Below are 24,189 nucleotides of genomic sequence, written 5' to 3'. Positions count from 1 at the left end.
AAGTTACTGCTTAGAGTTTTTATATCAATCTCTAAGCAAAAATTATCAAACTAGACAGCAGTAGTCTATAAAAATATATTATAATAATAACTATATCAATTAAAAAGGAAAACACATGAAAACAACACTTTTAAAACTAGATAAAAATCTTGCTAACAAAAAAATAACAAATTGTGGTGTTATAAAAAAAGATGAAATGTATTATGCAAGTTTTTTAGAAGATTCGATCTTATTTGATATCAATGGAAACATACTAAAAAAAATAGCTGGAAGTATTTATAGCTTAAATGATGATTTATATGGATTTTGTAGCACAAAAACAAAATATGGCTTTATAGATAAACAAGGAAATTTAGTTATAGAAGTAAAGTATGATGTTATTAATGATTTTAACGAAGGTTTAGCTATAGTTGTGCTTAATGAAAAATATGGCTTTATAGATAAACAAGGAAATTTAGTTATAGAAGCAAAGTATGATTATGCTATGGGTTTTAGCGAAGGTTTAGCTAAAGTTGAGCTTAATGGAAAATGGGGTTTTATAGATAAAAAAGGAAATTTCATCATAGAAGCAAAATATGGTGATATTTGGGATTTTAGCGAAGGTTTAGCCAGAGTTAAGCTTAATGGAAAATGGGGTTTTATAGATAAAAAAGGAAATTTCATCATAGAAGCAAAATATGGTGATATTTGGGATTTTAGCGAAGGTTTAGCCAGAGTTAAGCTTAATGGAAAATGGGGCTTTATAGATAAGCAAGGAAATTTGGTTATAGAAGCAAAGTATGATTATGCTTGGGATTTTAGCGAAGGTTTAGCTATAGTTGTGCTTAATGAAGAATATGGCTTTATAGATAAACAAGGAAATTTGGTTATAGAAACAGAGTATGATGTTGTCTTGGATCTTATTAAGGGTGTTGGATATGATTACATAGGTTTTGAAGATGTAGATGAAAATTGTTGTTATAGTGAGATATTAAAATTTGATACGAATTTATTTTTACTTAAAAAAGGCGAAGAATTAAAACTAAAAAACCTAAATTAATTTAAAATGTTTGCGTGCTTGCTTATAATGCAAGCTTTGAAAAAGGTGTTATAAGAAATTTAGCACTTGCTTTTCCTAAATTTTGCGAGCATTTGTTAAATATAGAAAAAAATGTCAAAGATCTTATGATACCTTTTTTAATAAAAATCATTATAAAATGCAAGGAAGTTTTATAAAAAAGTTTTACTAGCTTTAATCCTGATATAAAGCAAGCTTATAAAAATTTAAATTTAATCCATAACAAAAGCGAAGCTATGCAAAGTTTTGAAGCTATGCAAAATATAAGTGAAAATAAAAAAAGCTCTCCATCAAGCCTTACTAGAATGCTGTAAATTTAACCATGATAAAAATTTTAAAAGCTTAATCCATAGCTTAAAGCTATGGATTAAAATTCGATTTTTAAAACCTCATACACATTTGCCTCATTTGTATAAAAGACATCATAATAACATCCTGTGTATTTATTGTTTTTTAAAAACTGATTGATTATTTTTAGTTTTCTATCATCACTGAGCTTAAAACTTAAAATATGAATTTTAGCTTGCGGATTTAGTACTATCTCTTCATCTATGGTTTTTACTTCACAATGATAATTTTCACTTTCTTTTAAAGCTTCTATTACATTGTAATTGTTAAAAACTTCATGATGGATAAATTCTCTACATAAGTTTTTATGAAAATCATTCCATTTTTCTAGTAAAATATCACGTGTTTTCATTGTTTTTTACTCCGTTTAATTTTTCATTTAATTCTTTGATTTTTTCTTTATTTTTTTTAATAAAATCTCGTATTGTTTCTGCTGTAGATTTTTCATCAAAAACTATATAATTAGATAAAGTGTATCCGTTAAATTTAGGTATTTTCTCTTGAATTTTTTCTCTATCTCCTTGTGATATATCACCTATAAGTCTGATTCCAAAATTTTTCCAATTTTTAGAATTTGTGGTATCAAACCAAGCAAAAGCAAAATACACATCATTATTACTTAAATTCTCTGGTTTGAGTATAAATTGAATATAGCTTGAGCCATTATCAATGCTAAAATCATTAAAATCTTTGCAAGTTTCTTCTAAAAACTTATTGATAATATAATCTCTTTCATACATTGATATTTTTGGCAATAATTTTGATTCTTTACTAATTAAATCTTGAAATAATAATTCAAGTAATTTAGAGTCAAAATTTTTACTTTTTTCTTTTAAAAAGCTTATTATATCACTACCATTACCTATGACATTATTTATAGCATCTTTGTAAAATTCTATAGCTTGACTTAAACTGCATAAATTTTTAACCTTTTCTTGAGATTTTTTTAACCAAGTTAAAATTTCTACTTCATAAGAAATTTGTCTATATAGCACTTTATCGTCGCCTTTTTTTAAGAATAATCCGTTTTTAGTGTTTTCTATCTCCCATTCATCTAAACTTTTCTTACTAGGACCTCTATCGCCATATGGAGTAAGAAAAATCACCGCGATATCTTTCTTTTTTCCATTATTTAATGTATCTATATACCTAGCAATTTGCTTATTTTGATCTCCTGCACCAATTTTATTTTCTAGTATAATGTGTTTGGTGCCATTATGTATATAAATATCTATATTTTTATATTCTTTTAAGACTTTTACATCATCACTTTCTCCAAACCATTCTTTTAATCCTATCTCATTTAAAAATAAATCTAAAAATAACTTTCCTTGTTCATGATTCTCACTAGGATCAAGTAAAGATTTTAAAATTCCACTATGCAAATTCACCTCATCATGAGCAGGCAAAACATTCAATAAAGGATTGTAGTCATTTTTGCCCAATCTTTTTCTTTCTTGCATACGCTCTTTTTTAAAAGAAGCAAATTTATCAAGAAAATCTTTTAAATCTTCCATATTTATTTCCTTTCCATATATAAACTAATAATTTTTATTTTAGCGTAATTTTCATCATCACAAAGCCAAAATTTCATGTGTTCTCCAACTCTATTTTTCTCTAAAGTTTCTAAAATTTTAATAGCGTGTTTTGCTAGATCATTTTTAGGTAAAAATATCACAGCAAAATAACACATCAAATCATACTCTCTATCAACTATTTTCTCATCATAACAAAAAAATCCTCCTTTATTTAAAATTTCACTTGCATACAACAAATCATCATCATCTAGTCTAAACACATCGCTATCTCCATAAATAGACATGTATTTATCATAAATTCTTATCATTTCATTAAGATTATTTCCTCGCATATTTTTCCTTTACTCTTTCAACTCTAGTAACCTTAAAATTTTCCAGCCTATATCCTTACTTATACATGCAATTTGTCTTTGAGAGAAAGGATTAAGGGTTATTTTTCCGTTGTATTCTAAGTAAAATTTATGTCCGTTTTTACTAAGCTCATAAATTCCATTGCCCAAATCATTTACATTTTCAAACTGCAAATCAAGCACAAATTCTCCATTTGTGTTAATAAAACCCCATTGATTATCTATACAAACTTGTGCTAAACCTTCTTTAAAATCAAACGCCTCATCAAAATGCTCTTTTATAACAATATTTGCATTTTTATCCACATAAATAAAACCATCACTTGTTAAAACTAATGCCAAACCACAGCTAAAACAAGACATATACTCATACTCATGCTCACAAAGTATCTCATCATTTTGATTGATCAAAAAATATCTATTGTCTTTTTTTACACTTACTATGCCTTCGCTAAAGCTATTTGCCTCATCGTATTTTGCTTCTATGATGATTTTTCCTTTTTTATTAATATAGCCGTATTTACCATCTTTTTTTACTACAGCTAAACCTTCGCTAAAGTTACTTACATCATCGTATTTTGCTTCTATGATGGTTTTTCCTTTTGTATTGATAAAACCCCATTTTCCTTCTACACAAAAGGCTGCTAAATTCTCACTAAAAAACCTAAGCTCATCATACATCACATCGATAATGATTTTGGCATTTTTATCTATAAAGCCGTATTTGTTAGCTATCTTTACACAAGCTAATCCACCAACAAATTCTCCAACTTCATCAAATTTAGCTTCACAAATTAACATCCCATTTTGATCCATGAAACCAAATTTAGAATTTTCTAAAAACAAAACAAGCTCATCATCAATAATCTTCATAAAATCAAAACTATTCTTACTAAGCTCATTTTTGTTTTTATCTACTAAAGTATATTTAGTCCCTACCCTGACTTTGATCATATCTTTGGATATAAATTTCACATCCTTATACATAGGATCAAAAATACAATTTAAATTTACATCAAACAAACCATACAAAAACCCATCAAACACTAGCAAATACTCATCATTTATCAAACTAATATCATCAAATTTAGCCTCTAAAACAAGCTTTGCAAATTCATTCAAAACTCCGCATTTAACCTTACCATTGATCTTTTGCTTGCATAAAAATAATTTTTCATTTAGTCTTTTTATACTTAAAAACTCAAAATCACTTAAAAAATTTCCATTCTGGTCGATCAATGCAAACACATCGCCTTTTTTGATCTTAAAAAGCCTATTACTAAGTCTTATAATGCCATCATATTCAGTCTTTAAAATGATATTTGCTTGAGTATCTATGATGATATTTTCATCTCCTTGTCGCAAAAGTGCATAATCATTTGAAAAACTACAAACATCATCATATACAAGATCCACTACCACCTTAGCCTTAGTATCTATAAAACCCCATTTGTCATTTATCATAACACCTGCTAAATTTTGACTAAAATTTAAAACCTCATCATATAAAAAATCACAAATTAATTCTCCATTTTTATTTATAAAGCTATACTTACCAGCTTTTTTTACCGCTGCAAAGTCATTTTGAAAATCTCTTACATGATCAAATTCATCATCGATAACAATCCTAACTTCTTTCATCACTTTCCTTTGTAAAATGAAATTATATTAGAATTTTATAGACTAAGATTGTCTATATTTTATGCTAGAATATCATTTTAAAAATATGGAGGAAAAAATGAAAAAGAAAAAAATACCAAGTCAGGTTCCATTTAGTTTTGAAGATTCTCCCTTTGAAAGCAAAGAAGAGTATCTAGAATTTATCAAAAACATGCCTAAGATAGCTACTTTAGATAAGGCTTTGATAAAAAAATCAAGAGAGAAAAATTTAGCAAATAAAGCTATTTCTTACATACAAAGAAAAACCAAGCTAAGCTATAACAATGCTAAAATTTTAAAAGATATCTTATCAAAAGAGTATTTTCGTAAGATAAGAAGCAAAAATAAAGTCCTTGCTAAATTTATGAAAAGATAAAGCCTAAGGCTTTATCTTTGATTACTTCAAGAGAATTTTAACTTGCTCTATACCCCAAGCATAAGGGCGTTGATAATCAGGTATGTTTAAAGAAAAACCTTCTTTTAAAAATATATCTGTTTTTTGATCATTTTTACTATCTACTTTACCACACACCAACTCTTTCAAACTTACAACGCAAGATTTTACTTTTGTATTTTCACCACTCATTTATAGCCTTTCTAAATTTTAAGCTTATTATATCAAGCTATCTATCATTTCCAAAGCTTCCAAAGCTTTCATCTTAAGCCCTATGCCATTTCTAAAAAACTTTGGAAAATCACACTCATTTGGATTGATCCTTAAAAGTGTTCTAGCTTTGCTTTTTTTACAAAAATCCTCGCCAAACATACGCATACTAGGTACAGCCTTACCAGCTCCAAGCTCTATAAGCAAGATATTTTTATCCTCTAAGGGTTTAAGCCAGTTTTTATAACTTTGCTTTTGTAAGAAATAACGGCTATCATTAAAACTACCATCATTAAACATCAAGATATTTGGTCTTGCCAAACCTTGACACCTAGGACATTTTGGCAAAGATAAGGCTTTAAAATTTTCCATATCTATATCTAATTCCTCCTGCATTTGCCAGATCAAATCACCGCATGCATAATTAAAACATTGCAAGTAATTTATATTTCCATGAAATTCATAAATTTTATTCTCATCAAAACCAGCCTTTTTAAAATGTCCATCTACATTAGTCGTAACGACATAATAATCTTGTTTGCTTTTTGCAAGTTTTAAAAGTATCTCATAACCTTTATGTGGCTTAGTATCTTTGTATAATTTAAATCTATGTCCATAAAAAGCCCAAGCAAGCTGTGCGTTTGTATAAAAATTTGTAGGATTAGCCATGCGTTCAAAGTCTATGTCTAGTTTTTGCAAATGCGGATAAGCCCTCCAAAAACCATCTTTTCCTCTAAAATCAGGCAAACCACTATCTACTCCCATGCCAGCTCCAGCTGTGATGATGATTACCTCTGCTTTGTCTAAAGCTTCTTTTACATAAGTTTGTATTTGCATTTTTTACCTTTAAAAATTTTCATAATCAAATTTCCTAGCCTCATGTAGTTCTTTAGCTACTTCAAGGCTCATTTCCCAAAAAACTGCATTCATGGATTTTGGCATGCAATTTTCATCTTCGTATTTTTTGTTTATAGCCTTATAAACCTCATCATTTTCCTCACAATCAACAGCAAGACTACCCAAATAAGGATACAACAAATACCCCACCGGAGCCGTATCAAATACCATAGTTAGTTTTGTTTTTGGAAAATTTTCTTTCATAAAAGCTAAAAATTCATCTCTAGCTTTATAATCTGTCTTGTCTTTGTCAAACAAATCACTATGTTTTGTTTTATTGACATGAAAATCATTATTTGGAATGTTAAAACACATCCAAAAAGATTTTTTACCTTTTTGGATGGTATAATCTTGAATAGTCTCAACCGCTAAAGCCATTTTTTATCCTTTTTATATTGTATTGATATAATTATACTATATAAAATGGACTTTTAGTGTCTATATTTTAACCTTTACATTTTTGAGCTATCACATCCATAGCTTCTTGCGAGAGAACAAAATTTGTATGATAAAGCAAGCAACTACCCATATCAAGTACTTTTAGCACAAGCTTTTTGTTATTAGTATCTTTTGGGTTATGCCTTGTATTAGCTAGATCATAAATTTCATACACCATATCTTTGCTAAGCTTGTTAATATCAAGTTCTATGATATTTTCTTCAAATTTCATAGGCTCTTGGGTAAATTCTTCTTTATTTTCTTTTTTTGCAAAGCTTTTTTTCTTACTAAAAGATTTTAGCTCATTTTCCTTTGCTTCTTCTAGAGTATAAATTTCATTTAAACTAAAGCTTAAGTCATTGTCGTTGTTTTTGTATCTTAGTAAAAAGGCAAAGGCTTCATCTTTGTTTTCTTTAAAAAGCGCTTCAACTTTTTCTACTTGAGCTTCAAAAATAATCATATCAAAAGTAGAATAAAAGTCTAAAACCACAGCTTTAGCATATCTTTTACCACTTTTACTCATCATCGATTTAAAATCTTCGATCTTTCCTACAACCAAAAGCTCACCTTCGCCTTTGAGTGTTTCAAAGTCCATACTTTTAAAATACTCTATGCCTTCTATTTGGCTTGCAAATTTATCTAAAGGATGGCCTGATACATAAATTCCTAAGATTTCTTTTTCATAGCCTAGTTTTTCCATTAGTTCAAATTCTACCTTGCTATCATGAAGCCCTACTTTGATATCTGCAGCTATTTCTTCTTCTCCAAAAAGTGAAGCAGTGGAGTTTCTTTTAACTTCAGCAATTTTCCTACTTGTTTCTGAAATAAGCTCAAGATTATCCACTAAACATTTTCTAGTATAGCCAAACTCATCAAAAGCGCCTGATTTGGCTAAATTTTCTATGGTTTTTTTGTTAATCTTAGTTGGATCAATCGAACTTATAAAATCATCAAAATCACTAAAGCCCTCTTCTTTACGAATTGCCATGATATTTTCTATCGCAGGAATTCCCACACTTTTAATCGCTCCAAGTCCATAAATAATAGCTTCAGAACCATCTTCAAGCTTAGTTGCACTAAATTCTCTTTGGGCTTTATTGATACTTGGTGGCAAAAGCTTGATGTTCATTCTTTTCATCTCTTCGATATATTTTGCGACCTTATCTACATTACTTTCTTCACTTGTTAAAAGCGCAGCCATAAACTCACTTGGATAATAAGTTTTTAAATACGCTGTTTGAAAGGTTATAAGTGCGTAAGCAGCCGAGTGAGATTTGTTAAAACCATATTCAGCAAATTTCAAAATAAGCTCAAACAAATCATCAGCCTTTTTCTCATCATAGCCTTGTTTTTTAGCCCCTTCTAGATACTCTGCTTTAAGATTATCCAAAATTTCTCTTTTTTTCTTACCCATAGCACGGCGCACATTATCAGCCCCACCCAAAGAAAAACCACCGATTTTTTGCACTATTTGCATAACTTGTTCTTGATAAACTATAACCCCATAAGTATTTTCAAGTATAGGTTTTAAATCTTCAAATGCATAAGTTGCAGCCTTTCTACCATGCTTGATATCGATAAAATCATCCACCATCCCACTATCAAGTGGGCCTGGTCTATATAAAGCTAAAACCGCGATTAAATCCTCAAATCTTTCAGGCTTTAACCTAGCATTTAAACTTTGCATACCGCCTGATTCTATTTGGAAAATGCCCAAGGTATTTCCACTTTGTATGGTTTTATAAACCTTAGGATCATTCATATCAATCTTTTCCCAAATTACATCTTTACCATAGCGCTTTTTTACTAGCTTAATCGCATTATCAATTACCGTAAGAGTTTTTAAACCCAAAAAGTCAAATTTGATTAAATCTACATCTTCAAGATATTCTTTAGAATACTGCGTAACCAAATGACGCTCATCATTTTTGCTTTGTCTAAAAAGAGGAGCTTTATTCCACAAAGCTTCATTAGATATCACAACTCCGGCTGCGTGCATACCTGCATTTCTATTTAAACCCTCTAATGCTTTAGCAAAATCCCAAACTTGACGTCCTTTTGGATGAGAATTTACAAATTCAGCGATTTTTGGTTCTTGCTCATAAGCTTTTTCTAAAGTGATTTTTAGCTCTTCAGGAACTAATTTTGCTAAAGCATCCGCATCAGGTATACTCATATCACAAACCCTAGCCACATCACGGATTACTCCCTTTGCTAAAAGCTTACCAAAGGTAATGACTTGCGCAACCTTTTCAGCTCCGTATTTATCAATAACATAATCAATCACTTCCCCTCTTCTATCTTGACAAAAATCCACGTCAATATCGGGCATTGATACACGCTCAGGATTTAAAAATCTCTCAAAAAGAAGATTATAAGGTATAGGATCTAAATCTGTAATTTTCAAACAATACGAAACCAAACTCCCTGCAGCACTCCCACGCCCTGGGCCAACTGGTATATCTTTTTCCTTAGCTGCAGCGATAAAATCATGAACGATTAACATATAACCTGAAAATTTCATATTTTTAATAATACTAATTTCTAAATCAAGTCTATCTTTATACTCTTGGTGTTTACTCTCGTCGATAAATTGAAGTCTTTCTTCTAAGCCCTTTTTACAAAGATACTCAAAAACTATATCATCATTATCAAAGCTAAATTCTTGATCTTCTTGACTTAAACTTAAGCCATATTTTTTTGCATATTCACGGGTAAATTTAAAATTTGGTGGGGTAGGATCGCCTAGTTTTAATTCTAGATTGCATTTATTAGCTATTTCTTGAGTATTTTCAATAGCTTCAGGAATATCAGCAAAAAGCTCGCTCATTTGTTCTGGTGTTTTTACATAAAACTCATGTACTTCATGTCTTAAACGCCCTGGATCATCAAGCTTAACCCCCATAGCTATACACATAAATACTTCATGTGCGGCTGCTCTTTCTTTAAAAGTATAATGCGTATCATTGGTTGCGATGATTTTTATATCAAGCTCTTTAGCAAGTTTGATGATAGAATCATCGATAAATTTTTGATCATCAATACCATGACGCATAATCTCAAGGTAAAAATCATCTCCAAAAACATTTTTATACCAAAGCGCAGCTTCTTTTGCGCCTTCATAACCTTTTGCGCCAAATTTTAAATTTCTTTCATTTTTGGTATTTAAATGCCAATTAACCTCACCTTGCAAACACGCAGAAGAGCAAATTAAACCCTCACTATGTGCTTCTAATAGCTTTTTGTTAATCCTTGGGTAATAATACAAACCATGTATATAACTTTGCGAGCTTAAATACATCAAATTTTTATAGCCAATTTCATTTTTAGCAAATAAACAAATATGAAAGCGTTGTCTTGAGCTTTTATCACTTAAATCATCATGATTATGCAAATACGCTTCAAGCCCTATGATAGGTTTAATCCCCTCAGCCCTCATCGTTTTATAAAAATCAATAGCCCCAAACATATTTCCATGATCAGTCATAGCAACACTTGTTGCACCTTGCGCTTTTAGCGTTTTAGCAAGCTCTTTGAGTTTATTTGCTCCATCAAGTAAAGAATATTCTGTGTGTAAATGTAAATGTGTAAATTGGCTCATATTTTCCCTTGTATTTTTTTATTATTATAAAAAAAAACCTTAAATTTAAAACTTACAAGCATAAAAAATGTATAATAACTTACTTTCAAAAAAGGAGTAAAAAATGGAAGTAAAAATTTATTATTGTAATCTTTGAAATTACAAACCACAAGCTGCAAGGGTTGCAGAAGAAATACAAAATGAATTCAAAGATGTGCAAATTTCTACCATAGAAAAAGGTGGTGGTCATTTTATAGTAGAAGTAGATGGCAAAATCATTTACTCTAAAAAAGACTTGTTTAACTGCGAAGTAGATAGATTTCCTCATGAGGGTGAAATCACTAAGCTTATGAAACAAATGTAAGCTAAACCCTCATTAGCGAGGGTTTATTTTGTTAAAGGAACAAGCATACCTTCATAAAGTTTTTGATAAATTTCTTCTGAGCATAAATGCTTAGCAAGCTCTAAACCAAACAAAATAGCCGTAGCAGGTCCAGCTGCTGTGATGACATTTTCATTTACTACAACCGCTTTATTTACTCTTACACCTTCAATACCTACTTCACAACCAGGATAGCAAGAAAACTCCCCATTTATCACCCCTGCTTTTGCCAATACCATAGGTGAAGCACAAATAGCTGCTACGATTTTTTTCTTAGCATGTAAATCTTGTATGATTTTTATGATAAGAGAATTGTTTTTTAAATTCATCATACCTTCAAAGCCACCTGCTAAAGCAATTGCGTCTAAATTTTCTTGATCAACACTAGCTAAACTCACATCAGCCCTTATGCAAATTCCATTAGCTCCTTGTACCAAAAGCTCATCATCAAGCGAAGCAATAATTACTTCTAAATTCCCACTAGTCTCCCCTGCTCTTTTTAAAACATCAGCTATACCTATAAATTCAGCCTCTTCAAAACCTTTTGCCAAAGGCACTAAAACTTTTTTCATTTTTTTCTCCTTTTAGTCAATAAATCTTTTATTTAATTCATGAAAATACTCTATGCGTCTATCGCGTAAAAACGGCCACCATCTGCGTACATTTTCACATCTTTGCATGTCAATTTCAACGATTTTACAAAGCTCTTGTTTATCATCGGCTCTAAAAAGCTCTTCACCTTGAGCCCCAAAAACAAAAGAATTTCCCCAAAATCTTATGCCATCTTCCACACCGCTTTCATCTTTTTCAAAACCCACTCTATTAATAGCTACTACAGGTAAGCCATTAGCTATAGCATGGCCTCTTTGCACACCTATCCAAGCTTCAAGTTGTCTTTGTTTTTCTTCTTTTTCATCCTTATCAAACCAACCTATAGCAGTAGGATAAATCAAAATTTGAGCTCCCTTTAAAGCCATTAACCTAGCAGCTTCAGGATACCATTGATCCCAACATATTAAAACCCCAAGTTTTCCAACACTTGTTTGTATAGGTTCAAAACCCAAATCACCTGGAGTAAAATAAAATTTTTCATAAAAACAAGGATCATCAGGAATATGCATTTTGCGGTATTTACCTGCTATGGAGCCATCTTTTTCAAATACCACACTAGTATTATGATAAAGCCCTGCGCTTCTTTTTTCAAATAAAGAAGTTACCAAAACAACATTATTTTCCCTAGCTACATTAGACCAAAACTTAACATCTTCTTCATAGTCATTTGCCAAATCAAAAAAGTCTGTATTTTCACTTTGACAAAAATACTGCGTTTGATGAAGCTCTTGCAAGCATACAAGCTCAGCCTTTTCCTTTGCTGCTTGCTTGATAAGTTCGCATGTTTTTTCTATAGTTTTTTCTTTATTTTGTTTAAATTCTTGCTGTATGAGTGCTAATTTCATTTTTACTCCTTTCTTCTTCTGAATCATCATAAGGGTCTAAGTGTATATGGATATTCCAAAAATCATCTTTAAAATGCTCCCTTATACTATCTTCAATCTCATCACCGATTTTATGAGCTTTTAAAAGTGATATTGTAGGTTCAAAAACTAAATGCACACTAACATAAAGTATATCAGGACTTTTTCTAGTTTTTAAATGATGAAAGCTTTTGACTTCTTTATTTGCACTTATAATTTGTTTAATCACTTCAACTTGTTCTTTATCAATTGCCACATCTAATAAAATTTTAGAACTTTCTTTGATGATTTTAAAAGCTGAAAAAATCGTATATAAACTTATAGCTATACCAAATAATCCATCAATAAAATGATAATTTGTAAAAGCTATAATCACAAGTGCTAAAAGCGTTAGAGCATTAGTTAAAAAGTCTATTTTATAGTGCAAGCTATCAGCTTTTATAATCAAGCTTTTTGTTTTTTTAGCAACATAATTTAAAAAAACCACCAAATACAAAGTTACAGCCATAGCAAAAGCCATGACATAAATTCCAAGATCAAGTTTTTCTACACTTTCTTGATTGTGAATTTTCAAAACACTCTCATAAAAAATATAAACCCCAATCCCGCTAATAACAAGACCTTCAAAAAGCCCCATTAAGGCTTCAATTTTACTAAGGCCAAAATTATATTCTTTACTAGATCCTTGAGAGCTTTTTTTCAAAGCTAAAAAATTTAAACCCGAAATCACACAATCAAGTAAAGAATCAATCGCACTAGAAAGCACCGCAACAGAACCCGAAGCTAAACCTACTATAAATTTAACAATAGCTAAAAAAATAGCACATACACTTGCGATGATAGTTGCGCTTTTTTGCAAATTCATCTTTGACCTTCATAGCGGTTTTGACAAGAACAATGCAAAGAACCATTTTGTCTTAAAAACACTCTTGCATCAACCCCTACTACTTTTCTATCTTTGCATGCTTTTTGTAAATTTTCTAATACCAAAGCATCGTTTTCATCATTATAAGTTGGCACTATCAAGCCACCATTAACAAAAACAAAATTTGCATAAGTAGCACCAAGCCTTTTACCTTCAAAATACAAAGGCTTAGGCAAAGGAAGTTCTAATAAATCAAACCCTGTTTTTTTAAGTTCTCCCTCCATAGCTTTTAAGGGCTTATAATGCTCATCATTTTCATCTTTACACACACAATAAGCAATGGTTTTTTCATTGATAAATCTTGCTAGAGTATCTATATGATGATCAGTATCATCACCTTTTATATAACCATGATTTAACCATACAATTTGTTTTAAGCCAAAAATTTCTTTTAACTTAGCTTCAATTTGCTCTTTATTTAAATGGGAATTTCTATTTTCATTTAACAAACAAGCACTCGTTGTAAGCATTACTCCTTGCCCATTAAAATCAATACTCCCACCTTCTAAGATAAAATCAATTTTTTCTAATTTTCCAGATAATTTTTGCGCAAAAAGTTTTGAATTTACCGCATTATCTAAAGTGCTTTGAAATTTATCACCCCAAGCATTAAAAATAAAATCAAGCCCTATAGTTTTATCATCTTCAAGCACATCAATTGCACCAAAATCTCTAATCCAAGTATCATTAGTATCACACTTAAAAAAATCAACGTTTTTTATATGCTTAAATCTTTGAAAGTCTTTTTCACTTGGCGCTATAAGTAAAACTTTTTGAAAATTTGCCACAGCTTTAATAAATTCTTCATAGCTTTGTAAAATCTCTTCTAAATAAGGCTTCCAATCGCTATTTTCATGAGGCAAGGAAAGTAAAAGTAGCTCTTGTTTTTGCCATTCTGCTATGCTTTTTCTCATTTTGATACCCTTTTTGATAATTAAAAAAGTATTTTAACATTTTTAATGATAGTTTTTTACTCTTTTTTTAAAACCCAAGCAAAATACCATATCGCAAAAGATAAAAACAAAATCACAAAAAGCTTTTTATCATACACTCCAAAACCAATATAAAGCACAGAATACATAAAACCAAAACTTCCTGCATAAATGCAAATTCTACTCATTAAACCATTTTCCACCGCTCTAAAACATGGGCATTTGTGAAAAAATTTCTTTTTTGTTTCTTTAGGTTTAAAAAAACTCAAAACCGCACTTAAAATCAGCAAAAAACTTAAAAAATATAAAACCTTATCCATTAGTGAAAATACCTTAACCAAGCAGGAATTGCTTTTTGTTCTTCTTTTAAAGTGCTTTCTTCTCCATGCCCTGGAAGTAATCTAAAATCTTTTTCATAAGCTAAAACTTTAAGCAAACTCTCTTTCATCTTAGCTGCATCTGAGTAAGGAAAGTCCCATCTACCAATACTACGGTAAAATAAAAAATCTCCACTAAAAAGCACATCTTCACCCACAAGTTCTATCATACAACACCCTGGAGTATGCCCTGGGAAATGATGAAATTTAAACTTAAACTCATCTATACTAAATTCATTTTCATTTTCTATTAACACATCAGCATTTGAATGCTCAAAACCATAATTAAAAGGATCTTTTAACATAAAAGCATCATCTTTATGGATAAAAAGTGGAATTTCATAAACCATTTTAACCTTAGCATTATCATAAACATGATCATAATGACCATGGGTATTTAAAATAGCTAAAGGTTTGCTTGCGTTTTCTTTGATAAACTCATAAGCATTTTCACCTGGATCGATGATGATTTGCTTATTATTGTGATCTATAATATAACAATTTGTTTCATACATTCCGCATGGTTGTTTTAAAATACGCATATAAACTTCCTTTTAACTAAATCAAATATAATTTTAAAAAATTAATATTTAAAGATTTTTTATGAATTATACAAAATTACAAGAATTATTGATCAATTTTATAAAAGAACAAGCAGGGGATAAAAATCTCATCTTAGGTTTAAGCGGTGGGATAGATTCAGCTTTAGTAGCTCATCTTTGCAAAAAAGCAGTGGGTGAAAAACTTTTTGTGCTTTTAATGCCTACAAAACATTCTAAAAAAGAAAATTTAGATGATGCATTAATGCTTTGTAAAGATTTGCAAATTCATCATAAGATTATTTATATTGATGAAGTACTTTGTGCTTATGAAAAAATTTGTCAAGACTTAAACCCTTTACGCTTTGGAAATTTAGCTGCAAGAGTGCGTATGAGTTTGCTTTATGATTATTCGGCTTTACACAATGCATTGGTAGTAGGCACTTCTAATAAAAGCGAACTTATGCTTGGCTATGGAACTATTTATGGGGATTTAGCTTGTGCTTTTAACCCTTTGGCTACGCTTTATAAAAGTGAAGTTTTTGAGTTTGCTAAATTTATGGGTGTGCATGAAAATTTCATACAAAAAGCCCCTAGTGCTGATCTTTGGCCAAATCAAAGCGATGAAGAAGATCTTGGCTATAAATATGAAGTTTTAGATGAAGTTTTAAAAGCTTTAGAAAATAATCAAAGTTTGGAAAATTTTGATGAGAATTTAAAAAATTTAGTCTTAGAGCGTGTGCAAAATAATGCCTTTAAAAGAAAACCTCCAACAACATTAAAGAATGCATATGACTTGGCTTGATCGCTATTTTTTTAAACCTAATTTTTTGCAAAAAACTCTAGCTTTTTTGCTTTTGCCTTTTAGCTTTTTATATATGATCATAGCGATTTTAAATACTAAATTTAAAAAAGAACTTGATTTTAATTTACCCATTATAAGCATAGGCAATCTAACCCTAGGAGGCAATGGAAAAACTCCCATTTGTAAAGCCATAGCAGCTGAGTTTGAAAATTGTTTTATCATCTTAAGAGGCTATAAAAGACAAAGTAAAGGCTTAATCATCGTTAAGCATAAAGATGAAATTTTATGCGATATTGAAGAAAGTGGCGATGAAGCTATGGAATATGCACTTACAAAGTATATTAGCGGAGTGATAGTAAGTGAAGATAGGGTTAAAGGCATACAAAAAGCTATCGAGCTTGGAGCAAAGATCATACTTTTAGACGATGCTTTTTCTAAATTTCATATTAAAAAACTTAATATTTTACTGCAAAGTAAAGATGAGCCATTTTTTGATTTTACCCTACCTAGTGGGGCTTATCGTTTGCCAAAATCTTTTGCTAAAAGGGCTGATTTTATAGCTAAAGAAAACGAAGATTTTGTGCGTTATTCTCATGTAAAAGAAAATCAAAAAGCCATTTTAATAAGCTCTATTGCAAAGCCTTTTAGATTATATGAGCATTTTATCAAAGCTAGGGCTTGTTATTTTTTTGCTGATCATTATACTTTCAAAAAAGAAGAATTAGAAAAACTTTTAAAAAAACACAATTGTGATACCTTGATGCTAACCTTTAAAGACTATGTGAAAATAAAAGATTTTGACTTTAAAACTGAACTTATCCATCTTGATATTGTTTTAAAAGATAGCTTTAAGCAAGTTTTGCAAGATTATATTTATAAATTTAACAAAAAGGAAGAAAATGTTACTACACTCAACCCAAGATAAAAATCACCAAGTAAGCTTTTCAAAAGCCTTACTTAGCCCTAGTGCACCTAATAATGCTTTATATGCACCACTTAATCTACCAAAGCTTGACAATGAAGCTTTAAAAAATTTAAACTACAAAGAATTAGCCTTAAAAATCATCGCTGCATTTGAATTTGATTTAGAGCTTGAAGTTTTTGAAAAAGCTTTGAAAACTTATGAGAGTTTTGATGATAAAACCTGCCCTATTAATTTGAAAAAAATCAATGATAAGCTTTATATTAATGAATTATTCCATGGACCAACAAGAGCTTTTAAAGATATGGCTTTACAACCTTTTGGAGTGCTTTTAGAATACTTAAAAAAAGATGATGATTTTTTAATCATGTGCGCTACAAGTGGTGATACAGGACCTGCTACGCTAAAAAGCTTTGAAAATAAAAAAGGCATAAAAGTAGTTTGCATTTACCCAAATGAAGGTACAAGTAAAACTCAAGCTTTACAAATGACACATTCAAATGCAAGCAATTTAAAATCCATAGCCATTGAAGGTAATTTTGATGATGCGCAAAATGCTCTAAAAGCGCTTTTAAATGATGAGGATTTTAAAAATACTTTAAAAGAAGAAAAGTTAAGTCTAAGTGCTGCAAATTCAGTTAATTTTGGAAGAATACTTTTTCAAATCATCTATCATTACTATGCTAGTTTAAAAATCGATAGAACAATAGATATCATCATTCCAAGTGGAAATTTTGGCGATGCCTTGGGAGCTTATTATGCTAAAAAAATGGGGGCAAATATAGGCAAAATTAAAATTGCTTCCAATTCAAACAATATCTTAAGTGAGTTTTTTAATACAGGCAAATATGATTTAAGAAATAAAAGCTTACAAAAGACTATTTCTCCTGCTATGGATATACTCATATCATCAAATATAGAAAGATTGCTTTTTGATAAATTTAAAGATGAACGCACCAAAGAGTTAATGCAAGCTTTAAAGAATGAAAAATATTATGAGCTTAGCCAAAAAGAGCTAGAGCTTTTACAAGAAGACTTTGAAGCTGATTTTTGCAATGATAATGAGTGCATGCAATATATCAAACAATACAGCCACTTAGGACTTTTAGACCCTCACACTTGCACTTGCTTTAAAATGCTTGATTCTAACACCACTACGCTTATTACTTCCACAGCACAATGGAGTAAATTTACCCCAAGTATGTATCAAGCAATTTATAATAAAGAATGCCAAGATGAACAAGCTTGCATGCAAGAACTTGCAAAAGAATTTAAACAAGAAATTCATCCAAATATCACAAGCTTATTTACAAGCACACAAAAGCAAAATCAAGTTTGCAAACTTGAAAATCTAAAACAAACTATTATAGAATGGATAAAACAATGATAATCATACCAGCAAGATTAAAATCAAGTCGTTTTGAAAATAAAATTTTATGTGAGATTGATAATTTACCTATGTTTATTTATACAGCTAAAAAAATGCAAGAAGTTGATGAAGTGTGCGTGGCACTTGATGATGAAGAGGTTTTAAAAATAGCGCAAAAACATAATATAAAAGCAGTTTTAACAAGTAAAAATCACGAAAGTGGCACTGATAGGATCAACGAAGCTTGTCAAATTTTAAAACTAAATAACAACGAGCTAATCATCAATGTCCAAGCCGATGAGCCTTTTATAGAAACACAAAATATTAAAGATTTTAAAGAATTTAGTCAAAAAGCTTTTGAAGATGAGCTTTGCTTTATGAGTAGTTGCTATAAAGAAGTAGATGCAAAAGCTTGTGATGATCCAAATTTGGTTAAAGTAGTTACTGATAGTAATGATTATGCTTTGTATTTTTCAAGATCTAAAATTCCTCATGAAAGGGCAAATTATAAACAAAATTTTAAAGCCCATCTTGGAATTTATGCATATAGAGTTAAAAATTTACAAGAATTTTGCACTTTGAAAAACTCAGCTTTGGAAGAATGTGAAAAATTAGAACAATTAAGAGCCTTAGAAAATGGCAAAAAAATCAAAATGCTAAAAATACAAAGTCAAAGCATAGGTATAGATACAAAAGAAGATTATGAGAAAGCTTTGGCTAAATTTGGAGTTAAAAAATGAAAAAAATACTTTTTTTACTAAGCTTGTTTTTTACACTTCATGCAAAAGAATTAATCGTAGGTATGGAGTTAGCCTACCCTCCTTTTGAAATGGGTGATACCAAAGGTAATCCAAGTGGTATTAGTGTAGAGTTTTTACAAGCCTTTGCCAAAGAAAAAAACTATGATTTAAAAATTCAAAACATAGCTTGGGATGGACTCATACCTGCTTTAAGAACTCAAAAAATAGATCTAATCATGTCTTCTATGAGTATAAGTGAACAAAGAAAAAAAGTAATAGATTTTACCTTGCCTTATGCTAAGGCAAATTTAGCGATATTAAGCACTAAAAAATCAAATATTAATTCCATAGAAGATTTAAATCAAAAAGGAAAAATCCTTGCTTTAAAAAGAGGTTCAAGTGCACATTTATATGCTCAAAAAAATCTTAAAAATGCAAAAATCCTAGTATTTGATAAAGAAAATGCAGCTATTTTAGAAGTCATTCAAGCAAAAGCTGATGCTTTTATTTATGATCAAATGAGCATTTATAAAGCATGGAAAAAACATCCTGAGCAAACAAAAGCTATTTTTACCCCTTTTGAAAAAACACCTGAGCAATGGGCCATAGCTTTAAATAAAAATAATACCAAATTAAAAGAAGAGCTTAATGAGTTTATTTTAAAATCTAAAAAAAATGGTCTTTTTGATAAGCTAAGTCAAAAATACCTCAAAGATATGCAAGAAGTTTTCAAAGAACAAAAGCTTGAGTTTTTCTTTTAAGAAAAACTCTTTTCAAGCTTTCTTGAAAACATAGAAATAGGTAAAGTTAAAACCAAATAGCAAAGTGCTAAAGGAATGTAAATTTCTAAAGTTGAAAAAGTAAAAGCATTGATTTCTTGAGCATTTTGAGTTAATTCTGAAATAGCTATAACACTTAAAAGAGAGCTGTCTTTAATTAAATTACTAAGTTGTCCACTTAGTGGTGCTAAGATATTTTTTAAAGCTTGGGGAAAAATCACGCTTTTATAAATTTCAAACTCACTCAAACCCAGAGCCTTAGCACTTTCATATTGCATTTTATCAACACTTAAAATCCCTGCTCTAAATATCTCACAAATATAAGCACTAGCAAATAAAGCTAAAATCAACACTCCACAAACATAGCGATTATCAAGTCCCAAATTATCTGCAAAAATGTAATAAATCAATAAAATTTGCACTAGCAAAGGCGTGCCTCTAATAAGCTCTATAAAAACTCTTGCAAACATATTAAAAAGCACTATTTTACAAAGACTCATATAGCATAAAATCAAAGCAAAAATCACACCTACAATCAAAGACAAAACACTAATAAAAAAACTCGTAAAAAAACCCTGTATCATTTTGTCTTTATATTCATAAATTGCCCCAAAATCAAAATTATAACTAGCGCTTAAAAAAGATAAATAAAAAAATAAAAACAATAAAAAAACCAACAAAAAAGCATTAACCATATATACTTTTAAAGTAATTTTTTTATGCTCGTTAAATTTATTGTGTACTAAAAAAATACTATTCAAAAATTTCCTTTATTATGATTTCAAATATAGCAAATAGCAGCTAAATTTCACTAAATATTAAGATTGTTAAAAATTGGAATTTTAGTTTATAACAAACTCCTTAATTTAGGATAATTATTAACTTAAATTTACCACAAATAAGTAAAATAAAACAAATTTAATTTTCAATTTCAAGGAGAAAAATGCGTTTTTTAGCGGTATTTTTTATTTTTTTCAATTTAGCTTTTGCTAATAATGGAGTATTATCACTCAATGAAGCTTTTAAACTCAATACCCATAGCAACAATCAAGGAATTTTTTTAAAAATCAATCTCGCAGATAGAATTTATCTTTACAAAGATCAAATCAAAGTAGAATTAGACTCTAATGATATTACTTCTTTATTAAATTTCCCACAAACTCAAACGAGAGAAAACAAAGAAGTAATCTTTAACCAACTTGAACTTTTTATACCTCAATTATTATTAGATGATTTTATTAAAAATAACAAAGCAAAACTTTCCCTAGCTTATCAGGGTTGCTCAGAAGAAGGTTTATGCTATCGTCCTGTATATGTAAATTATGAACTTGATAGACAAAATGGAATTTATACTATAAAATCAACCAAAGATCAATTTAAAAAGCAAAATGAAGATGAGCAAATTGCCAATGATTTAAGCACACAAAATATATTTATCACACTTTTAACTTTTTTTGGTTATGGCTTATTATTAGCACTTACTCCTTGTATTTTACCAATGATACCTATTCTTTCTTCGTTAATTGCAATGAAACTCAAAGATAAACCATCTAAAAAACATAGCTTTTATTTATCTTTTATCTATGTCTTTTTTATGTCTTTAGCTTATGCTATAGCAGGTGCTTTAGTAGGCCTTGCAGGAGCTAATGTGCAAGGTTTATTACAACAACCTTGGATTATCATTACTTTTGCTGGCATTTTTGTATTGCTCTCACTTTCTATGTTTGGCCTTTATGAATTACAACTGCCACTTAAATTTCAAAATTTTATCAATAAAAAAATAGAAGGCAAAAACGGAGTTTTTGGTATAGCTATCATGGGCTTTTTATCAGCTCTAATTGTAGGACCTTGCGTGGCTGCACCTTTAGCAGGGGCTTTGCTTTACATTACTAATAGTGGCGATGTATTTTTAGGAGGACTTTCTTTATTTGTGATGAGTTTTGGTATGGGCATGCCTTTACTTTTAATAGGACTTGGAGGAAGTTTTTTAAAAAGCGGAGCTTGGATGCTTAAGATAAAGATTTTCTTTGGTTTTATCATGCTCATCATGGCAGTTTGGATGCTAGAAAGAATACTTAGTGCAAATATCATTTTAATGCTTTATGGGATTATAGGGGTATTTTTTGCTAGCTTTATGGGGCTATTTGATGAAGCAAAAACTAATTTTGATAAATTTAAAAAAGCAAGTATGATTTTAATTTTAGCTTATGGTTTAAGTCTAATTTTAGGCGGCTCAATGGGTTCAAAAAGCTTACTAAAACCTCTTGAGTTTAACCTTGCTTCAAAAGAAAATAGCTCTAGTTTAAGTTTTAAAACCATTAAAAACTTAAAAGAACTTAAGCAAGAATTACAAAATTCTACCAAACCGGTTATGCTTGAATTTACAGCTACTTGGTGTGAAAACTGCAAACTTTTAGAAGAATATACTTTTACAGATACGAAAGTACAAAATTTGCTTGCTAATTACACGCTTTTAAAAGCAGATGTAACACATAATAGCCAAGAAGATTTAGCTCTTATGAAAGAATTTGGAGTTTTTGGACCTCCTGTGATGATATTTTTTAACAAAGGCGAGGAAAAAGGACGCATTATAGGCTATGTAGATGCAAATGATTTTTTAAGTAAAGTTCCTTGATGAGTTCTATTAAATCTTTGCAAATTGGCAAAATCAAAAACTATAATAAATTTCACTCAGCATTTATCAAGGATATTTATTTAAATTCTTTGCAAATTTATACAGATTATATTCTTGATAATGAAATAGCTGATAAAATTCATCATGGAAATTTAGAAAAAGTTGTTTTTGCAAATAGTGTGCAAAACTATACTTTATGGAATAATTATTTAAACAAATACTTAAATTTTGGAGAAATGGGAGAGAATTTAAGTATTGATGGTTTAAACGAAAATAATGTTTGTTGTGGAGATATACATGAGATAGGTACTTGTATTTTGCAAGTAAGTCAACCGCGCAAGCCTTGTTTTAAAATTTCTAGCATACACAATCACTTAAATTTCACTCAAGAAGTTTTCAAAAGTGGAAGAACTGGATGGTATTATAGAGTCTTAAAAGAAGGCATAATAGGCAAAAATGACAAAATCAAAATTTTACAAAAAGATGAAACTAATTTAAGCATTATGGAGTTAAATCAATTATTTTTTAATCCTTTTAAAAATTCAAATTCTTTAGAAAAATTAGAAAAAATTTCCACCCTAGCAAAAGGATGGAAAGAGAGTATTCAGGCTAGATTAAATCATGCTTATGATGATTCTTATATGTTTATTTAAAAAATCCTTTTATCCCTATAAGCTGATACTGCCATAGTTTTTCTATAAAAATTTTAAGTTTTATTGCCAAAAAACCACTAATTGGCTTATGTAAAACCGTTCCAACTGCATAATCATTTCCGATTGAACAAACGGTATTTCCACTCACAAAAGAAAATTCTTGTTTAAAATCTTTCTCATCAATCATAGCCATTAAAGCTTTAGCTACATAAACTCCTTCTCTTAATGCAAGCTGGGCTGTTGGAGGATAAGGGGTGTTAGTTTTAGGATTTTTAAATAAACTATTATCACCTATAAAAAAATATCTTGACGCATTTTCAACATTTAATGGATGCATAAAAGCATCTACTTCTATACGCGATCTTGCACTTGGAAAATCTGAGCTATTTTCTATAACACTATTACCTCTAACCCCTGCAGTCCAAATGATAGTATTAGCTTTAACAAATTCTCCCCCATCAAGTCTTATACCATTTTTTTCACATTCTATGATTTTAGATTTTTCATATACTTTCACACCAAGCGCTTCTAGTCTTTGCTTTGCTTTTAAAGCCAAACTTTTATCAAACATAGGTAAAATTTGATCCATAGCTTCAATAATAGAAAGTTCTAATTTCTCATAAGCAATTTGCTCTTTTTGGCAAAAGAATTTAAGCTCTTTAGCTAAAGAAGCTACAAATTCAACCCCGCTTAAACCCCCACCACAAACTGTGATTTTTAAATCATCTTCATTTTGGGCGGTTTTATAATTTTTTATTTTCTCATATATAATTTCATTAATTTTTAAAGCATTTTCATAATTGTCTATACTCAAAGCATATTCTTGCATACCTTTAATACCAAAAGTTTCTTTAGCAAAACCAAGCCCACATACTAAAATATCAAAGTCAAATTCATTATTTTTAGTAAAAACTTTGTCTTTAGAAATTTTTAAAACTTCATCTTGGATAAAGTTAATTTTTGGATTTAATAAAGGTAAAAGATCATATTTTGAGCTATAAATATCTTCATTTGAAGCTACTTTGTGTAGTAAAATAGTATGATAATGATAAGAATTGTTATTAATTAAACTCACTTGTGCTTTTTCAAAAAACTCATCAGGTAAGGCTTTTATAGCCGATAAAGTAGCATATCCTGCACCTAAAAACAAAATTTTCTTTTTTTGCATGGATTTTCCTTTAATTT

Annotated in this window: 27 protein-coding genes; 11 read left to right on the top strand and 16 right to left on the bottom strand. The window is 29.8% G+C overall.

Annotated elements, in window-relative coordinates:
• Nucleotides 1-115: 115 nt before the first annotated feature.
• Nucleotides 116-1,039 carry a WG repeat-containing protein gene (locus L8X36_RS01065; protein ID WP_263682192.1) on the top strand — a complete coding sequence of 308 codons (924 nt, stop codon included), beginning with the start codon at nt 116-118 and terminating at the stop codon, nt 1,037-1,039.
• A gap of 14 nt (nt 1,040-1,053) precedes the next feature.
• Nucleotides 1,054-1,215, top strand: a complete 162-nt coding sequence (locus L8X36_RS01060) for a DUF2779 domain-containing protein (protein WP_233431001.1) — start codon at nt 1,054-1,056, stop codon at nt 1,213-1,215.
• Nucleotides 1,216-1,424: 209 nt separating this feature from the next.
• Here the strand turns inward: L8X36_RS01060 and L8X36_RS01055 are convergent, their stop codons facing one another.
• Genes L8X36_RS01055 through L8X36_RS01040 form a run of 4 tightly spaced genes read right to left on the bottom strand, consistent with a single transcriptional unit; the run spans nt 1,425 to nt 4,934 of the window.
• Nucleotides 1,425-1,757 carry a hypothetical protein gene (locus L8X36_RS01055; RefSeq protein ID WP_115645612.1) on the bottom strand — a complete coding sequence of 111 codons (333 nt, stop codon included), beginning with the start codon at nt 1,755-1,757 and terminating at the stop codon, nt 1,425-1,427.
• Nucleotides 1,744-2,922 (bottom strand): PD-(D/E)XK nuclease family protein, encoded by a 1,179-nt coding sequence (locus tag L8X36_RS01050; RefSeq protein WP_263682191.1) that lies wholly within the window; start codon nt 2,920-2,922, stop codon nt 1,744-1,746. Before L8X36_RS01050 ends, L8X36_RS01055 begins: the two co-directional genes overlap by 14 nt.
• A gap of 2 nt (nt 2,923-2,924) precedes the next feature.
• Nucleotides 2,925-3,275 carry a hypothetical protein gene (locus L8X36_RS01045; RefSeq protein ID WP_263682190.1) on the bottom strand — a complete coding sequence of 117 codons (351 nt, stop codon included), beginning with the start codon at nt 3,273-3,275 and terminating at the stop codon, nt 2,925-2,927.
• Between the two features lie 9 nt (nt 3,276-3,284).
• Nucleotides 3,285-4,934 (bottom strand): WG repeat-containing protein, encoded by a 1,650-nt coding sequence (locus L8X36_RS01040; RefSeq protein WP_263682189.1) that lies wholly within the window; start codon nt 4,932-4,934, stop codon nt 3,285-3,287.
• A 97-nt stretch (nt 4,935-5,031) separates the two neighbouring features.
• Here L8X36_RS01040 and L8X36_RS01035 point away from each other — a divergent pair, with 97 nt between their 5' ends.
• Nucleotides 5,032-5,328 (top strand): hypothetical protein, encoded by a 297-nt coding sequence (locus L8X36_RS01035; RefSeq protein ID WP_263682188.1) that lies wholly within the window; start codon nt 5,032-5,034, stop codon nt 5,326-5,328.
• A gap of 21 nt (nt 5,329-5,349) precedes the next feature.
• Here L8X36_RS01035 and L8X36_RS01030 read toward each other — a convergent pair whose 3' ends face one another.
• From L8X36_RS01030 to dnaE, 4 genes are all read right to left on the bottom strand, one after another.
• On the bottom strand, nt 5,350-5,538 hold the full coding sequence (locus L8X36_RS01030; RefSeq protein WP_263682187.1) for a DUF262 domain-containing protein: 189 nt from the start codon (nt 5,536-5,538) through the stop codon (nt 5,350-5,352).
• A 27-nt stretch (nt 5,539-5,565) separates the two neighbouring features.
• Nucleotides 5,566-6,393: an SIR2 family NAD-dependent protein deacylase gene (locus L8X36_RS01025; RefSeq protein ID WP_263682186.1), complete on the bottom strand. Its 828-nt coding sequence runs from the start codon at nt 6,391-6,393 to the stop codon at nt 5,566-5,568.
• Nucleotides 6,394-6,402: 9 nt separating this feature from the next.
• Nucleotides 6,403-6,831, bottom strand: a complete 429-nt coding sequence (locus L8X36_RS01020) for a hypothetical protein (RefSeq protein WP_263682185.1) — start codon at nt 6,829-6,831, stop codon at nt 6,403-6,405.
• A 67-nt stretch (nt 6,832-6,898) separates the two neighbouring features.
• Entirely contained in the window at nt 6,899-10,492 is a 3,594-nt protein-coding gene (dnaE, locus tag L8X36_RS01015) for a DNA polymerase III subunit alpha (RefSeq protein WP_263682184.1), read from the bottom strand.
• 103 nt (nt 10,493-10,595) lie between these two features.
• Here dnaE and L8X36_RS01010 point away from each other — a divergent pair, with 103 nt between their 5' ends.
• Nucleotides 10,596-10,835, top strand: coding sequence for a SelT/SelW/SelH family (seleno)protein (locus tag L8X36_RS01010; RefSeq protein ID WP_255349556.1), 240 nt, complete (start codon nt 10,596-10,598; stop codon nt 10,833-10,835).
• A gap of 23 nt (nt 10,836-10,858) precedes the next feature.
• Here L8X36_RS01010 and L8X36_RS01005 read toward each other — a convergent pair whose 3' ends face one another.
• From L8X36_RS01005 to L8X36_RS00980, 6 genes are read right to left on the bottom strand one after another with little or no spacing between them, the layout of a single operon-like run.
• The gene (locus tag L8X36_RS01005; RefSeq protein ID WP_263682183.1) at nt 10,859-11,425 is read right to left on the bottom strand and encodes a DJ-1 family glyoxalase III; all 567 of its coding nucleotides are present in this window, start codon (nt 11,423-11,425) and stop codon (nt 10,859-10,861) included.
• A gap of 12 nt (nt 11,426-11,437) precedes the next feature.
• Nucleotides 11,438-12,310, bottom strand: coding sequence for an N-carbamoylputrescine amidohydrolase (locus L8X36_RS01000; protein ID WP_039618419.1), 873 nt, complete (start codon nt 12,308-12,310; stop codon nt 11,438-11,440).
• On the bottom strand, nt 12,279-13,193 hold the full coding sequence (locus L8X36_RS00995; RefSeq protein ID WP_263682182.1) for a cation diffusion facilitator family transporter: 915 nt from the start codon (nt 13,191-13,193) through the stop codon (nt 12,279-12,281). Before L8X36_RS00995 ends, L8X36_RS01000 begins: the two co-directional genes overlap by 32 nt.
• Nucleotides 13,190-14,167, bottom strand: a complete 978-nt coding sequence (locus tag L8X36_RS00990) for an agmatine deiminase family protein (protein WP_263682181.1) — start codon at nt 14,165-14,167, stop codon at nt 13,190-13,192. Before L8X36_RS00990 ends, L8X36_RS00995 begins: the two co-directional genes overlap by 4 nt.
• Before the next feature lie 56 nt (nt 14,168-14,223).
• The gene (locus L8X36_RS00985) at nt 14,224-14,505 is read right to left on the bottom strand and encodes a hypothetical protein (protein WP_263682180.1); all 282 of its coding nucleotides are present in this window, start codon (nt 14,503-14,505) and stop codon (nt 14,224-14,226) included.
• On the bottom strand, nt 14,505-15,104 hold the full coding sequence (locus tag L8X36_RS00980; RefSeq protein WP_263682179.1) for an MBL fold metallo-hydrolase: 600 nt from the start codon (nt 15,102-15,104) through the stop codon (nt 14,505-14,507). The genes L8X36_RS00985 and L8X36_RS00980 overlap by 1 nt, the downstream gene beginning before the upstream one ends.
• Nucleotides 15,105-15,165: 61 nt before the next feature.
• Here L8X36_RS00980 and L8X36_RS00975 point away from each other — a divergent pair, with 61 nt between their 5' ends.
• From L8X36_RS00975 to L8X36_RS00955, 5 genes are read left to right on the top strand one after another with little or no spacing between them, the layout of a single operon-like run.
• Entirely contained in the window at nt 15,166-15,906 is a 741-nt protein-coding gene (locus tag L8X36_RS00975; protein WP_263682178.1) for an NAD+ synthase, read from the top strand.
• Entirely contained in the window at nt 15,893-16,831 is a 939-nt protein-coding gene (locus L8X36_RS00970) for a tetraacyldisaccharide 4'-kinase (RefSeq protein WP_263682177.1), read from the top strand. Before L8X36_RS00975 ends, L8X36_RS00970 begins: the two co-directional genes overlap by 14 nt.
• Entirely contained in the window at nt 16,806-18,215 is a 1,410-nt protein-coding gene (thrC, locus tag L8X36_RS00965) for a threonine synthase (protein WP_263682176.1), read from the top strand. The genes L8X36_RS00970 and thrC overlap by 26 nt, the downstream gene beginning before the upstream one ends.
• A complete protein-coding gene (kdsB, locus tag L8X36_RS00960; RefSeq protein ID WP_263682175.1) occupies nt 18,212-18,937 on the top strand; it encodes a 3-deoxy-manno-octulosonate cytidylyltransferase in 726 nt (241 codons plus the stop codon). The genes thrC and kdsB overlap by 4 nt, the downstream gene beginning before the upstream one ends.
• The gene (locus L8X36_RS00955; RefSeq protein ID WP_263682174.1) at nt 18,934-19,698 is read left to right on the top strand and encodes a transporter substrate-binding domain-containing protein; all 765 of its coding nucleotides are present in this window, start codon (nt 18,934-18,936) and stop codon (nt 19,696-19,698) included. Before kdsB ends, L8X36_RS00955 begins: the two co-directional genes overlap by 4 nt.
• On the opposite strand, the gene L8X36_RS00950 is transcribed toward L8X36_RS00955, so the two are convergent.
• Nucleotides 19,695-20,411, bottom strand: coding sequence for an amino acid ABC transporter permease (locus tag L8X36_RS00950; RefSeq protein ID WP_263724880.1), 717 nt, complete (start codon nt 20,409-20,411; stop codon nt 19,695-19,697). The two genes, L8X36_RS00955 and L8X36_RS00950, sit on opposite strands and share 4 nt — an antisense overlap.
• Nucleotides 20,412-20,659: 248 nt before the next feature.
• Here L8X36_RS00950 and dsbD point away from each other — a divergent pair, with 248 nt between their 5' ends.
• Entirely contained in the window at nt 20,660-22,351 is a 1,692-nt protein-coding gene (gene dsbD, locus L8X36_RS00945) for a protein-disulfide reductase DsbD (RefSeq protein ID WP_263682172.1), read from the top strand.
• A complete protein-coding gene (locus L8X36_RS00940; protein ID WP_263682171.1) occupies nt 22,351-23,004 on the top strand; it encodes an MOSC domain-containing protein in 654 nt (217 codons plus the stop codon). Before dsbD ends, L8X36_RS00940 begins: the two co-directional genes overlap by 1 nt.
• On the opposite strand, the gene L8X36_RS00935 is transcribed toward L8X36_RS00940, so the two are convergent.
• Nucleotides 22,997-24,172: an NAD(P)/FAD-dependent oxidoreductase gene (locus L8X36_RS00935; protein ID WP_263682170.1), complete on the bottom strand. Its 1,176-nt coding sequence runs from the start codon at nt 24,170-24,172 to the stop codon at nt 22,997-22,999. The two genes, L8X36_RS00940 and L8X36_RS00935, sit on opposite strands and share 8 nt — an antisense overlap.
• Between the last annotated feature and the right edge of the window lie 17 nt (nt 24,173-24,189).

Source organism: Campylobacter sp. CNRCH_2014_0184h (assembly GCF_025772985.1).
Taxonomy (GTDB): Bacteria; Campylobacterota; Campylobacteria; order Campylobacterales; family Campylobacteraceae; genus Campylobacter_D.
This window is presented reverse-complemented; position numbering and strand designations above follow the sequence as displayed.